The sequence below is a fragment of the Methylocystis sp. genome, assembly GCF_050246715.1.
GTDB lineage: Bacteria > Pseudomonadota > Alphaproteobacteria > Rhizobiales > Beijerinckiaceae > Methylocystis.
Genome location: NZ_JBFWVN010000001.1, coordinates 106,057 through 119,805 on the forward strand (window position 1 = coordinate 106,057; position 13,749 = coordinate 119,805).

Sequence of the window (13,749 nt, forward strand, 5' to 3'; positions counted from 1 at the left end):
TTGGCGCAATTCGGAGACCTTTGTCGATCATGAACATCGCCGACAGCCGTCAGACGTTGAAGCTGCTTCCTTGGGCGCTCGTGTTCGCTCTCGTGCTGTTCTCGCTCTACACGCTCGCCGTTTCGCGCGGCGAGCCGGTCAACGCCATGTGGCTGGTGACCGCGGCGATCGGAACCTACGCGATCGGCTATCGCTTCTATTCGCGCTTCATCGCCTATCGGGTGCTGGGACTCGACGCGCGCCGCCGCACGCCGGCGCTTCGCCGCAATGACGGGCTCGATTATGTGCCGACCGATAAATGGGTGCTTTTTGGCCATCATTTTGCGGCGATCGCCGGGCCGGGCCCGCTCGTCGGTCCCGTGCTCGCGGCGCAGATGGGCTATCTGCCGGGAACGCTGTGGCTTCTTGCCGGCGTGATTTTCGCGGGCGCCGTGCAGGATTTCATGGTGCTCGTCATTTCGAGTCGGCGCGACGGTCGTTCGCTCGGCGATCTTATCAAGACCGAGATGGGGCCTTTCGCCGGACTTGTCGCCATGGTCGGCATATTGAGCATCATGATCATTCTGCTCGCGGTGCTCGGGCTCGTCGTCGTCAAGGCGCTCGCCAACAGCCCCTGGGGCTCCTTCACGGTCATGGCGACGCTGCCCATCGCCATTCTCATGGGCGTATATGGCCGCTATCTGCGGCCCGGCCGCATTCTGGAAATGTCATTGCTCGGCTTCGTGCTGCTCATCGCCAGCATCTGGCTCGGCCGCACAGTGTCGGAAAGCGCGGCGCTTGCGCCGCTCTTTACCTATCAGGCCGAGACGCTCGCCTTCATGCTGATCGCCTATGGCTTCATCGCTTCCGTTCTGCCCATCTGGTTCCTGCTCGCGCCGCGCGACTATCTCTCGACCTTTCTCAAGATCGGCACGATCTTCTCGCTTGCGGCGGGCATCTTCCTCGTCTGGCCCGATCTCAAAATGCCGGCCGTGACCCGTTTCATCGACGGCACGGGGCCAGTCTTCGCGGGCAGCGTCTTTCCCTTCCTCTTCATCACCATCGCTTGCGGCGCGGTGTCAGGCTTCCACGCGCTCGTTTCTTCCGGCACGACGCCAAAGATGATCGCCGACGAGACGCAGACGCGCTTCATCGGCTATGGCGCCATGCTGATGGAGTCCTTCGTCGCCATCATGGCGATGATCGCCGCGAGCGTGCTGGAGCCCGGCGTCTATTTCGCGATGAACGCCGCGCCAGCCGTCATCGGCGCGACGCCTGACGCCGCTGCGGCGACGATCGCCTCATGGGGCTTCGCCGTGACGCCGGAGACGCTGACTGGCGTCGCGGAGCAGGTCGGCGAGAAGTCCATTCTGTCGCGGGCCGGCGGCGCGCCGACGCTCGCCGTCGGCATGGCGCATATTCTCTCTTCCGTGGTCGGCGGCGCGGCGACCATGTCCTTCTGGTATCATTTCGCCATTCTCTTCGAGGCGCTCTTCATCCTCACAACGCTCGACGCCGGCACGCGCGTCGCGCGCTTCATGATTCAGGACCTCGCCGGCGCCTTCATCCCGGCGCTCGCCGATACGCGCGCCTGGGGGCCCAATCTTGTCGCGACGGGCCTCGTCGTGACGGGCTGGGGATATTTCCTCTATCAGGGCGTGATCGATCCGCTCGGCGGCATCAATACGCTGTGGCCTTTGTTCGGCATCGCCAATCAGATGCTGGCGGCGATCGCGCTGACGCTCTGCGTCGTCGTGCTTTATCGGATGAAGCGCGAGCGCTACGCCTTTGTCGCGATCGCGCCGACGGCGTGGCTCTACATCTGCACGCTGACGGCCGCCTTCGAGAAGATTTTTCACGAAGACCCGCGCATCGGCTTTCTGGCGCACGCCAGAAAATTCGCGGCGGCCGCCGATAAGGAGCAATTGCTGGCGCCGGCGAAGACGCTCGCTGAAATGCGTCGCGTGATCTTCAATGACTATGTCGACGCGTCCTTGTGCGCGATCTACGCAACGCTGGTGCTCGCAATTTTCGCTTTCGCGATTAACGCCATTCGCGAGGCGCGCGCCGCCCAGCATGTCACCACGCGGGAGACCGAAGATGAATTGCACGATCTGCGGCCTGCCCGGGCTTGATCTTTCAAAGCTCTCTCGCAAGCTGCGTGACGGCGCGCGGCTCATGGTCGGCCAGGGCGATTATGACGCCTATGTCGCGCATGTTCGCGCGCGCCACGACGGAACGCCCATCATGACGCGCGACGAATTTTTCCGCGCGCGCGAGAGTGCGCGATTTGGCGGCAATGGCGAACGCGCCTTTCGGTGCTGCTGACCCTGCCGTGAAGCGGGTGACCCCACCTCCCCCTTGAGGGAGGAGGTCGGCCGCTGAAAACGGCCGGGAGGGGGTGACACGCAAATTCGTCTATGCGCTTCACCCCACCCCGAACGGCTTCGCCGTTCGACCCTCCCCCTCAAGGAGAGGGTGAGGTAAGTTGCATCGTGTCTTCCACCCCCGAAACTCGCGCTGCGCTCCTTGCGCTCCTCGACTGGCATGTCGCGAGCGGCGTCGATCTCGCGCTCGACGAGGCGCCGCACGACCGCTATGCGGACAGCGCGCGGGCAAGCATTGCGCCCCTTGCAGAAACAGCGGAGCCAGCCGCACGACCGGCCCCGCCGCCGCCTGCGGCGATGGAGCGCCCGCGCCCCGCGGCGGCGCCGATCGTCGCGCCCGACGAAGCCATTCGCGCCGCCGAGGAAGCGGCCGCGAATGCGCGCGACCTCGACGACCTCGCCGCGCGTCTCGCCGAATTTCTGCACGCGCCCTTTCGCGACATGGCCCAGCATTTTCTGTTCGGCGCCGGGGCGGCGGACGCTCGTCTCGTCGCCTTCGACGCCGCGCCGGGCGTGGCGGAAGAGACAAGCGGCGAGGCCTTCAGCGGGCTTACGGCGAAGCTCCTCGACAATGTGCTCGCGGCGATCGGGCTCGATCGGGAAAGCGCCGCGCTCGCCTATGTCTCGCCCTGGCGACCGCCCGGCGATCGCGCGCTGACGCCGCATGAGGCGGCGATTTTCGCGCCCTTCGCGCGCCGCCGGGTGGAGCTGGCGCGACCCGATATTCTGCTGCTATTTGGCGAGGCGCCGGCGCGGGTCATGCTCGCGACGAAGGAGCCTGTCGGCAAGCTGCGCGGCAAGATCTATGAAGCGCGCTGCGGCGCGCATCTCGCGCGCGCCTTCGTGTTTTCCAGTCTCGAAGCGATGCTGAAAAGCGCGGCGCTGAAACCTGCCGCCTGGCGCGATCTGCGTAGGGCCGCGGAGGCGTTGCGAGAGGCGTCAAATGGGCCGAAGCCTTAACATTTCGCGCGTCATGCCCGCGCTTGTCGCGGGCATCCACGAGGTCACCGCGCATCTTTTCGTGGATAGCCGGGACGAGCCCGGCCATGACGCGAGAGAGACGAAGGCGTCGCCTACTCCGCCGCCTCGCCCTTCTCGCCGCCGAAGCGGCGGGTGACGTAATCGTCGACGATGCGGGTGAAGTCCTCGGCGATGCCCTCGCCGCGCAGGGTCATCGCTTTCTTGCCGTCGATGAAGACGGGCGCGGCCGGCGTCTCGCCGGTGCCGGGCAGCGAAATGCCGATGTCGGCGTGTTTCGACTCTCCCGGCCCGTTCACGATGCAGCCCATCACCGCGACATTGAGCGTCTCGACGCCGGGATATTGCATCCGCCAGACCGCCATGCGGGCGCGGATATGTTCCTGAATGTCGCGCGCAAGCTCCTGAAACACCGTCGAGGTGGTGCGCCCGCAGCCCGGACAGGCGGCGACGAGCGGCACAAAGGTGCGAAAGCCCATGGTCTGCAGAATTTCCTGGGCGACGCGCACTTCGAGCGAACGGTCGCCGCCGGGCTCGGGGGTCAGCGATACCCGGATCGTATCGCCGATGCCGTCCTGCAGCAGCACGCCGAGCGCGGCCGAGGAGGCGACGACGCCCTTCGAGCCCATGCCGGCCTCAGTCAGGCCGAGATGCAGCGCATAATCGCTGCGCGCGGCCAGCATGCGGTAGACGGCGATGAGGTCCTGCACCGCCGAGACTTTCGCCGAAATGACGATGCGGTTCTTATCGAGGCCGATCTCCTCGGCGCGGCGCGCCGACATCAGCGCCGAGCGGACCAGCGCCTCGCGGGTCACGGCGCGCGCGTCGAGCGGCCGGTCGGAGGCGTGGTTCAAATCCATGAGATAGGTTAAGAGCTCCTGATCCAGCGAGCCCCAATTGGCGCCGATCCGCACCGCCTTGCCGTGCTTGGCGGCAAGCTCGACGATCGAGGCGAACTGCTTGTCCCTCTTCTCTTTGAAGCCGACATTGCCCGGATTGATCCGGTATTTGGCGAGCGCCTCGCCGCAGGCCGGATGATCGGCGAGAAGCTTGTGGCCGATGTAGTGGAAGTCGCCGACGAGCGGGACGTTGACGCCCTTCTGGTCGAGCCGGTCGCGGATGTGCGGGACGGCGGCGGCCGCCTCGTCGCGATCGACGGTGATGCGCACCAGTTCCGAGCCGGCTTGAGCCAGCGCCGTGACCTGCGCCACGGTCGAGTCCACGTCGGCCGTATCGGTGTTGGTCATCGACTGGACGACGACGGGCGCGACGCCGCCGACGATCACGGCGCCGGGTCCGGTCCCGATCGCGACCGCGCAGGTCGGCCGGCGCGGCGCCGGCTCGGCGGCCACCGGATCGGGCAGGCGGGTCTCTTGGACGGCTTCGTTCACGGAGTTCGCTCCGGCGGTCGTTGCGGACGCCGATAGGTCGCCCGTAACGGGTTCGAGGTCAAGCGCCCCAGACAGCAGAGCTGTCGGGAGAAGGACGGGGATCCTCGCTTTACTGCTGGAGACATTCGTCCGGTCGCCCCGCCCCGGACGATTCTCCCGTTGCATCCCGTGCGATCAACCCTCCTGCGAGCCGCCCGAATCTTTCTTCACCAACCCCAGCCGCCGCGCCGTCAGCCAGTCGACGAGCCGCGCTGGCATCAGGCTGGGCAGCGTGTAGTCGGTAAAGCGGTTCCTGACGACCGGGATGCGGGCGGGCGGGCGCGGCGCGGTCAGCGCCCGCAAGACCGCCCGCGCGACGACCTCCGGACCGGGGGCGCGTCGGCCTTCCCGAACAAGCCAGTTCAGCATTCTACGGCCTGGAGCGGCATAGGGCGTGCCCTCGAACCGTCGCAGATCGGTCTCTTCGGCCTTGTCCCAGATCGGCGTCGCGATCCTGCCGGGCTCGATCAGGATCAGGTCGACGCCATAGACCATCAGCTCGCGGCGCAGCGCGTCGGACATGCCTTCGAGCCCGAATTTCGAGGCGTTGTAGGCGCCGAGGAAAGGCGCGGCGAAGCGCCCGGCGACCGAACTCATATTGACGATCCGGCCGGGCGCCCCGCGCCGCGCTTCGCCCGCGCCGAGCAGCGGCGCGAAGGCTTGGATCACCTGGAGCTGCCCGATGAGATTGACCTCGATCTGACGCCGGAAATCTTCGATCGGCAGATGCAACAGAGGTCCGGGAACCACGATGCCGGCATTGTTCACGAGGCCGGCGAGCGTCTCGCCGGCAAGCCGCGCCTCGACGCATCGCACGGCGTCGGCGACGGCGTCAGCGTCGGTCACGTCGAAATAGAGCGGAACGACGGCGGCGGCGTGCCGCGCGGTGAGCGCGTCGGCGTCAGCGTCGTTGCGGACCGAGGCGAAAACGAGAAATCCCTTCTCGACCAGAAGGTCGACGCAGGCGGCGCCGATTCCCGTCGAGGCGCCCGTCACTACAACGGCCTTCAAACCCGTTCTCCCAGCGCCGCGAGGAGATGGGCGAGCGCGACGCGGGTTTCGCCGTCGGCGCGGCCGTCAACCTTGGCGCGCCGGAAGTGGCGCTGAAACGCTTCGACCGCGTGGACCGTCTGCGCGTCGTAGACGCCGGTCTCTTCGACGCCGTAGCCGTAAGCGGCGAGGTCGCGCTGAAGCGAGGCCACCTTCGCCCCCTCGTCGCCAAGCGCGATCGTCGTCGCGCCTTCGGAGAAGGCCGTCTCGACGATGCGCCCGACGCCGCGCTTGGCAAGCTCCTCCCAGGGGAAGAACTCGCCGGGATCCTGCTTGCGGCCGGGAGCAATGTCGGAATGCGCCAGCACGCGCTCAGGGGGAATGGCGTGGCGCCGGCAGATGTCCTTGGCGAGCGCCGCCGTCGCCTCGATCTGCGCCGCCGTATAGGGACGCGGGTCGAGGTAACCGGGATGAACGACTTCGATTCCGATCGACGCGGAATTCATGTCCGTTTCGCCGGCCCAGAAGCTTATTCCCGCGTGCCAGGCGCGCCGCGACTCGGGCACGAGCTGCAGCACGCGGCCATCTTCCTCGACGACATAATGCGCCGAGACCTTCGAGTGGGGGCTGCAGAGAAGGGCGAGCGCCGATTCTCCGGTTTGCATTCCGGTGTAATGGAGCACCAGAGACGAGATCGGCCGCAGCCGCGGCCCGTGATTGGGCGAAGGGCATATGCTCGCGCCGGCGAAATCCGGCGCGAAGAAGCCATCGCCAACGCGCCAGGGCTGCGTCGCGGAGAGCCATTCCTGCGTGCGCGCCTCTGGCTCAGGGCTGCGCAAAATATCGGTGACGACGCAGGCGCTGTCGGCGCCGGCGGCGAGCGCGGCGATGGCGCGCTCGGGAGTCAGTCCGCCGATGGCAACCAGCGGCGTGTCCCCGATCGCCGCCTTCCAGACGCCGATCCGGGCGAGCCCCTGGGGCCCAAATTCCATCTGTTTAAGAAGCGTCGGATAGATCGGCCCGAGCGCGACATAGTCCGCTGCGAGGGACAGCGCGCGGTCGAGCTCGGCTTCGTCATGGGTCGATACGCCGATCCTTACGCCGGCGCGGCGCAGCGCTGGAATATCCGCCCCGTCGAGATCGCCCTGGCCGAGATGGACGAAGTCGCAGCCTTCATCGATCGCGAGCCGCCAATGATCATTGACGACGAGCTGCGCGCCTTGTCGCGCACAAATGTCCCGCGCCATCGCGATTTGCGCGCGCGTCTCGGCCTCGTCGCGGTCCTTCACGCGAAGCTGCACAAGGTTGGCGCCCTGCGGCAACAGGCGGAGAAGCCAGTCGGCGTCGTCAACGATGAGGTAGAAGGGATCGAGTTTAATCGCCGCCACTCGCCGGTTCCCTCAGGCCAATCTGTCGAAGGGACGGCCGATCACGGGCGTTGAAGGCTCGGCCATGTCGCGCGGGGTCATCGGCTCGGCGCGGAAACCGGTCCTTCCCGCTTCGATCGCGAGGGCGAAGGCGCGCGCCATTAAGACGGGGTCGCCGGCGCGCGAAACAGCGGTGTTGAGCAGCACCGCGTCATAGCCCATTTCCATGACCAGCGCGGCGTGGGAGGGCGCGCCGATCCCGGCGTCGACGATGAGCGGCGTGTCGGGAAAATGGGCGCGCAGCGCCCGCAGCGCGAAAATATCGTTGACGCCTCGCCCCGAGCCGATCGGCGCCGCCCAGGGCATCAGCACGCGACAGCCGGCGTCGAGCAGTTTTTCGGCGACGACGAGATCGTCGGTCGTATAGGGGAAGACCTTGAAGCCGTCGTCGACGAGAACCCGCGCCGCCTCGAGGAGCCCGAAGACGTCGGGCTGGAGCGTATCCTCTTCGCCGATCACTTCGAGCTTGATCCAGTCGGTCGCGAAGACTTCTCGCGCCATCTGCGCCGTGGCGATCGCCTCCCTGGCGGTGCGGCAGCCGGCGGTATTGGGCAGCACCCGGACGCCGATGTCGCGAATCAGGCTCCAGAACGCCTCGCCCGCCCGCGCCCTGCCGGCCTCGCGCCGCAGCGAAACCGTGACGATTTCACAGCCTGACGCGCGAATGGATTCGGCGAGGATCGCGGGCGACGGATAGCGCGCCGTCCCGAGCAGCAGCCGCGAGGACAACGCGATGTCATAGAGCCCCAGGGGGTCGTTCATTCAGGCTCGCTTACCCGCCCTGTCTCGGAGTCACGATTTCGACGGTGTCGCCTTCGCGAAGAGGCGTCTCGGCGCGGTCCTTGGCGCGCACGAACTCCTGGTTCAAGGCGGTGCCGACCGTCTTTTCGTCATACCCCAGTTCCTGCAGCAGCGTTTGCAACGTCGTGGCGCGGACGTCCTGCGGTCGTCCGTTGATTTGAATCAGCATCCATCACCTCTGGGAAGAGCTCGTCGTTCAAGACGACCTCAGCAGCACGGCGCGCCAAAGCTGGCGCGAGCAGGAACCCGTGGCGGTAGAGCCCATTGATATAGAGCGTGCGATCCCTTTTCAAAAGACGGGGCAGATTATCGGCGAAAGCCGGCCTCAGATCCGACCCCGTCTCGACGATTTCGGCCTCGGCGAAGGCCGGGTGGATGGCGAAGGCCGAATTGACCAGTTCGACGACCGAGCGCGCGGTGACCCGCGCCCGCTCCTCATTCTCGATCATCGTCGCGCCGACCATGAACAGTCCCTCGCCGCGCGGAACGACGTAAACCGGCCGGCGCGGATGCAGCATACGCACCGGACGCGAGAAAGAAATCTCTTCGCTGCGCAAGATCAGCATTTCGCCTTTAACGCCGCGAAGGCCGGGAAGCGCGTCGCGCGCGGCGAACCCGCGGCAGTCGACAGACCAATCCGCCACGGGCGCCGGCTCGGCGCCGTCCTGCGCAAAACGAAAAACCACATTCGGCATTCGCGTAAGACGCTTGGCGAGCGCGGACATCGCCGCGCGGGGATCAAGATGCGCTTCCTTGGGAAAGAACAGCCCCGCCTCGAAGCGACGGGAAAGCTCCGGCTCCAGAGCCGCGATTCCCTCGCCGTCCAAAGTTTCGAACTGGCGGGTGCGCCGGGCGAAATCAAAAATTTCGGCCCGCTCGCGCCAGGGCGCCACGACAAGGCTGCCGGCGACCGTCGCAACGCCGATTTCGCGCGACCAGAAATCGAGCGCTTCTTCGCCCAATGTCGCAACCAGGGGCTCAGCGCTTTCCAATTCGCACCACGGCGCGATCATGCCGCCAGCGAAGCGCGAACACCCCAGGCCAGGCCCCGGTTCGCGTTCGACGATCTCGACGTCGACGCCCCTCTTGGCAAGCGCATAGGCAGCGCACAGGCCGGCGACGCCGGCGCCGATCACGCGCGCGGGCATGAACGACGCCCATCTACGGAATTTGTCGACACCATCCCTCCGCCAGTCTCAACTGGATCAGGTTCAAAGGGTCGCCGCTCCTGCGCCTCCTGGCGCATCTTGCGGCCTCTCAGCCCCTTGGCGGCGGCTTTGACGCGCGCCGCCGGGCGGGGCTCCCCCGGCGCTCACAGGCTCGCGCGAAAACGTGGCGGCAGTCAAGCGTTGCGCGCCCGGCATCTCGTTACGGCGCAGCGCTTCGGCACTTGCCAGAATTCAATCGATAGCCCAGTTTGATCGAGAAAAGCGCATGGAAAAGCGCTGCATATGGGGAGAGAAATCATGAACTTCCGTCGCAAAACGGCCGGCCTCCACGGGACGTTGGCCCTCTTTGGCCTGATCGCCTGCGCGACTTGGCTTGGCGCAACTGTCGCCACGCCCGCCGCCGCCGCGCAACTTGGTCAATACTTCCCCATTCCGAATTCCTTAAGCATCAGCGGGGTGCCGCGCGACTCGCTTCTCAAACTCCAGTCGAAATGGCTGCAGAACGGCCTCGACAATCTCAAGAAGGCGCACGCCGAGGCGGAAGCGGCAGTGGAAAAGGCGAAATCCGGCGCAGCCGACCAGCTCGCCGCCGCTGAAGAAAACCTCAAGAAGATCGACGGAATGATTGAGCAGACCCAGGAAGAACTGGCGCTGTCCGACAACAATGATTCGTCGCATGAGATTCAAAGAGAGCGCAAACGGAAGCTGATGCTCCATCTCAATCAATGGATCAATGAGCTCAATCGTCTCGCCACCGAGCAGATGAAGATCGCGATCATGTCGGACGGCGCCGAGGCGATGACGGCGCAGCATCTCAATTTTCAATTGTCCGAACAGGCGGACAATCTCGAAAAGGCCAAGACCGACCCGAGCATTATGGACTGGGCGGCGAAGTAGTACGGATTCCGGTTGATCCGTTTGATTGGACCATGTCATTCCCGGCGGGCCAAAGGCCCGACCGGGAATCCAGTGCCGTGGCAGGAATGCTGGTTTTGCTCTGGATTCCCAATCGCGCGCATTGCGCGCGTCGGGAATGACAGCCGAACCGATCAAACGGATATCGTTTAATTCAAAAGGCCTATTGAAAACCCTTCTATAGAAGATCGTCCGCCGGCGCGGCCGGCTTCGACAGATCGCCGTTGAGCTTTGCGAGCCGGCGCGCCGCGTCCTTGAGCGCCTCGGACGCCCGCGCCGACAGCGCGTCATTCGCCTTGCGCGCGGCGTCGAGTTCGGCGCGCAATTCGGCGAACTCCGCTTCCACCGCCTGCGCTTTGGCGCGTGCGTCGGACGCCTCGTCGGCGATGGCGAGCGCCGCCATCACGATGATGCGCTGCTCGCCGATTTCGCCGAAATTCGCGCGCATCGACCCGATCTTACCCTCGAGATAATGGGCAAGCGCTTCGATGCGCTGCTCCTCGCCGTCCTCGCAGGACATGCGATACGTGCGGCCGGCGATGGAGAGGACCACGGAGCCCATGTCAGTCCTCCCGAACCGGCGCCGCGACCGCCGCGCCGAGCGCGGCGGCGACGCCTTCGCTCGCGGCATCGAGCCGCCGCAACACTTCGTCGCGGCTTTTCTCCAACGCGTTTTGCCGCGCCAGGGCGGCGTCGAGATCGAGCGCGAGTCGCGAACGGTCGTCCTGCATGATGGCGAGTTCTTCTAAAAGTTCGGCGTTGGAGAGCTCGTCTTCGAGCTTGTCGGCGACAATGCGCTCCAATTGCGCGATCGCCATCTGCAGTTCGGCGATGTCGGCCTCTATCCTCTTGGCGTTTTCGTTGTCGCGCTTATCTGAGTGGTTCATCGCCGGTCGCCGGAGTCGCAAGGCTTTTGGTCGCGACGAACCGCGCCGGGCGATTCGCGCGCCTGCCTGTTCCTATCATGAATCAAGCAATTCGAAACCGCTCGCAATGGCGCGGCCTCGGCGCGTTGACAGGGGGGCGCGAGGTGCTATCACACCCCGGCCTTCGATGCCCCAGGGCACGAAAAGCGAAAGCCGCGCAAGTTTGCCGCGGCGCAAGGAGAGTTATGAAATGACGGTGAGAGTGGCGATCAACGGCTTCGGGCGCATTGGCCGCAATATCCTGCGCTTCATCATCGAGACCGGGCGCACGGACCTCGAAGTCGTCGCCATCAACGATCTCGGCCCGGTCGAGACCAATGCGCATCTGCTGCGATATGATTCCGTTCACGGCCGCTTTCCGCATGAAGTGAAAGTCGCCGGCGACACGATCGACGTCGGCCGTGGCCCGATCAAAGTGACCGCCATCAAAAATCCGGCCGAGCTTCCTTACAAGGAGCTCAAGATCGACATCGCGCTGGAATGCACCGGCCTCTTTACCGCGCGCGACAAGGCGAAGCTGTTGCTCGACGCCGGCGCGAAGCGCGTGCTGGTCTCGGCGCCGGGCGACGGGGCCGACATCACCGTCGTCTATGGCGTCAATCACGACAAGATCACGAAGGACCATCTTGTCATTTCCAACGCCTCATGCACGACCAACTGCCTCGCGCCGGTCGCCAAGGTGCTGCATGAGGCGATCGGCATCGACAAGGGGATCATGACGACGATCCACGCCTATACGGGCGATCAGCCGACGCTCGATACTATGCACAAGGACCTTTATCGCGCCCGCGCGGCGGCGCTGTCGATGATTCCGACTTCGACCGGCGCGGCGAAAGCCGTTGGGCTGGTGCTGCCCGAACTCAACGGCAAGCTCGACGGCTTCGCCATGCGCGTGCCGACGCCCAATGTCTCGGCGGTCGATCTGAAGTTTTTGGCGAAACGCGCGACGACGAAGGACGAGGTGCACGCCGCGATCAAGGCCGCCGCCGACGGCCCGCTCAAAGGCGTGCTCGGCTATACGAGCGAGAAACTCGTGTCGATCGATTTCAATCACAATCCGCTGTCGTCCTGCTTCCATCTCGACCAGACCAAGGTGATGGACGGCAATCTCGTGTCGATCCTGTCCTGGTACGACAATGAATGGGGCTTCTCCGGCCGCATGACCGATGTGGCGGCGACGATCGGCAAGCTTCTGTAAGCTTCGCCAAACATGCCGGCGCGGACCTTGCGGTCCGCGCCTCTTTTTCAAGCCGCGATTGGACGCTTCCTATGACCGCCTTCCGCACTCTCGACGACGTCGACGTCAAAGGAAAGCGCGTGCTGCTGCGCGTCGATCTCAACGTGCCGATGGAGGACGGCCGCGTCGCCGACGCGACGCGCATCGAACGCGCGCTGCCGACGATCGACGAGATCACAAAAAAGGGCGGCAGGGTGATTCTGCTTTCGCATTTCGGCCGGCCGAAAGGCCAGCGCGTCGAGGAGGACTCGCTGCGCCAAGTGCTCCCGGCGCTCGAACATGCGCTCAAGCGCAAAATCGCTTTCGCCGACGACTGCGTCGGAGAGAAGGCGGCGCGCGTCGTCAACGCGCTCAAGGACGGCGACGTCGCGCTGCTCGAGAACACGCGCTTCCACAAGGGCGAAGAAAAGAACGCTGACGATTTCATCGCGGCGCTCGCGGCGAATGGCGACATTTTCGTCAGCGACGCATTTTCGGCGGCGCATCGCGCCCATGCCTCCACCGAAGGAATCGCACATAAACTCCCGGCCTTCGCCGGCCGCGCCATGCAGGCGGAACTCGAAGCGCTTGAATCGGCGCTCGCCCATCCGCAGCGCCCGGTCATGGCGATCGTCGGCGGCGCGAAGGTTTCAACCAAGCTCGAACTCCTCGGCAATCTCGTCGCGAAGGTCGACTATCTCGTCATCGGCGGCGGCATGGCGAACACTTTCCTCGCCGCGCAAGGCAAAGCCGTCGGCAAGTCGCTGTGCGAACATGATCTCGCCGGCGCCGCACAGGAGATTCTCGCCAAGGCGGAAAAGGCCGGCTGCGAGATCGTGCTGCCGATCGACGCCACGGTCGCGCAGAAGTTCGAGGCGCATGCGCCGTCGCATATCGTCTCGGTCGATCATGTCGGCGAAAGCGACATGATCCTCGACGTCGGGCCGAAGTCGATCGCCCATGTCGAGGCGCTTCTCGCCAAATGCAAGACGCTGGTGTGGAACGGCCCGTTCGGCGCGTTCGAACTACCGCCTTTCGACGAAGGCACCAACGCTGTGGCGCAGACGGCGGCGCGGCTCACTGTCGAGGGGAAGCTGCTCTCGGTCGCCGGCGGCGGCGACACGGTCTCGGCGCTCAATCAGGCGCATGTCGCCCAGGAATTTTCCTATGTGTCGACGGCGGGCGGCGCCTTTCTCGAATGGCTCGAAGGCAAGATTCTGCCGGGCGTCGCCGCGCTGATGCGCTAGATCACGCTGCGTTTAGGCGGAATCGTCTAAACGCAGCGTGATCGATTCAAAAAGTTTGGAGCGCGCTCTATGCGAAAAACCGATTCCCGCTTTTTCGCGAGCCGCGCGCTAGTCGCGCGACCGCCGTCAAGCGCCCACCAGTTTTTTCCGGTCAGTGGATATTTGAACGCACGCGCCGCGTTGGACAGCAAGCTTCGGCCGCATTAGTTAAGAATGCGGTCCCATCTTGGCCCTGCTGTCGCGGTAGGCGGCGGGGGCGAGGAAAGCGTCATCCCCGGAGGCGG

Annotated in this window: 14 protein-coding genes and 1 riboswitch; of the genes, 6 read left to right on the top strand and 8 right to left on the bottom strand. The window is 65.3% G+C overall.

All coding sequences use genetic code 11. The annotated features are described in order from the left end of the window. Positions 1-29: 29 nt before the first annotated feature. From AB7I51_RS00520 to AB7I51_RS00530, 3 genes are all read left to right on the top strand, one after another. Positions 30-2,114 (top strand): carbon starvation CstA family protein, encoded by a 2,085-nt coding sequence (locus AB7I51_RS00520; RefSeq protein WP_428402834.1) that lies wholly within the window; start codon positions 30-32, stop codon positions 2,112-2,114. Then, the gene (locus AB7I51_RS00525) at positions 2,080-2,307 is read left to right on the top strand and encodes a YbdD/YjiX family protein (RefSeq protein WP_428402833.1); all 228 of its coding nucleotides are present in this window, start codon (positions 2,080-2,082) and stop codon (positions 2,305-2,307) included. The genes AB7I51_RS00520 and AB7I51_RS00525 overlap by 35 nt, the downstream gene beginning before the upstream one ends. A 167-nt stretch (positions 2,308-2,474) precedes the next feature. Continuing rightward, positions 2,475-3,326, top strand: coding sequence for a uracil-DNA glycosylase (locus tag AB7I51_RS00530; protein ID WP_428402832.1), 852 nt, complete (start codon positions 2,475-2,477; stop codon positions 3,324-3,326). A gap of 113 nt (positions 3,327-3,439) precedes the next feature. Here the strand turns inward: AB7I51_RS00530 and ispG are convergent, their stop codons facing one another. From ispG to AB7I51_RS00560, 6 genes are all read right to left on the bottom strand, one after another. Further along, entirely contained in the window at positions 3,440-4,735 is a 1,296-nt protein-coding gene (ispG, locus tag AB7I51_RS00535) for a flavodoxin-dependent (E)-4-hydroxy-3-methylbut-2-enyl-diphosphate synthase (protein ID WP_428402831.1), read from the bottom strand. 174 nt (positions 4,736-4,909) lie between these two features. Next, entirely contained in the window at positions 4,910-5,785 is an 876-nt protein-coding gene (locus tag AB7I51_RS00540; RefSeq protein WP_428406093.1) for an SDR family oxidoreductase, read from the bottom strand. Next, positions 5,782-7,152, bottom strand: a complete 1,371-nt coding sequence (locus AB7I51_RS00545; protein WP_428402605.1) for a thiamine phosphate synthase — start codon at positions 7,150-7,152, stop codon at positions 5,782-5,784. Before AB7I51_RS00545 ends, AB7I51_RS00540 begins: the two co-directional genes overlap by 4 nt. A gap of 12 nt (positions 7,153-7,164) precedes the next feature. Then, positions 7,165-7,953 (bottom strand): thiazole synthase, encoded by a 789-nt coding sequence (locus tag AB7I51_RS00550; protein ID WP_428402604.1) that lies wholly within the window; start codon positions 7,951-7,953, stop codon positions 7,165-7,167. A gap of 10 nt (positions 7,954-7,963) precedes the next feature. Continuing rightward, a complete protein-coding gene (gene thiS, locus AB7I51_RS00555; RefSeq protein ID WP_428402603.1) occupies positions 7,964-8,113 on the bottom strand; it encodes a sulfur carrier protein ThiS in 150 nt (49 codons plus the stop codon). Next, the gene (locus tag AB7I51_RS00560) at positions 8,082-9,140 is read right to left on the bottom strand and encodes an FAD-dependent oxidoreductase (RefSeq protein WP_428402602.1); all 1,059 of its coding nucleotides are present in this window, start codon (positions 9,138-9,140) and stop codon (positions 8,082-8,084) included. The genes thiS and AB7I51_RS00560 overlap by 32 nt, the downstream gene beginning before the upstream one ends. A 16-nt stretch (positions 9,141-9,156) precedes the next feature. Further along, a riboswitch (TPP riboswitch) is annotated at positions 9,157-9,309 on the bottom strand. Between the two features lie 149 nt (positions 9,310-9,458). Here AB7I51_RS00560 and AB7I51_RS00565 point away from each other — a divergent pair. Continuing rightward, positions 9,459-10,058 carry a hypothetical protein gene (locus tag AB7I51_RS00565; protein ID WP_428402601.1) on the top strand — a complete coding sequence of 200 codons (600 nt, stop codon included), beginning with the start codon at positions 9,459-9,461 and terminating at the stop codon, positions 10,056-10,058. Between the two features lie 196 nt (positions 10,059-10,254). Here the strand turns inward: AB7I51_RS00565 and AB7I51_RS00570 are convergent, their stop codons facing one another. Next, positions 10,255-10,638, bottom strand: coding sequence for a cell division protein ZapA (locus AB7I51_RS00570; RefSeq protein WP_428402600.1), 384 nt, complete (start codon positions 10,636-10,638; stop codon positions 10,255-10,257). A gap of 1 nt (position 10,639) precedes the next feature. After that, positions 10,640-10,963: a DUF4164 family protein gene (locus AB7I51_RS00575; protein ID WP_428402599.1), complete on the bottom strand. Its 324-nt coding sequence runs from the start codon at positions 10,961-10,963 to the stop codon at positions 10,640-10,642. Between the two features lie 229 nt (positions 10,964-11,192). Here AB7I51_RS00575 and gap point away from each other — a divergent pair, with 229 nt between their 5' ends. Both gap and AB7I51_RS00585 read left to right on the top strand, forming a co-directional pair. Beyond that, entirely contained in the window at positions 11,193-12,200 is a 1,008-nt protein-coding gene (gene gap / locus AB7I51_RS00580; RefSeq protein ID WP_428402598.1) for a type I glyceraldehyde-3-phosphate dehydrogenase, read from the top strand. Between the two features lie 71 nt (positions 12,201-12,271). After that, a complete protein-coding gene (locus AB7I51_RS00585) occupies positions 12,272-13,465 on the top strand; it encodes a phosphoglycerate kinase (protein ID WP_428402597.1) in 1,194 nt (397 codons plus the stop codon). Positions 13,466-13,749 lie beyond the last annotated feature (284 nt).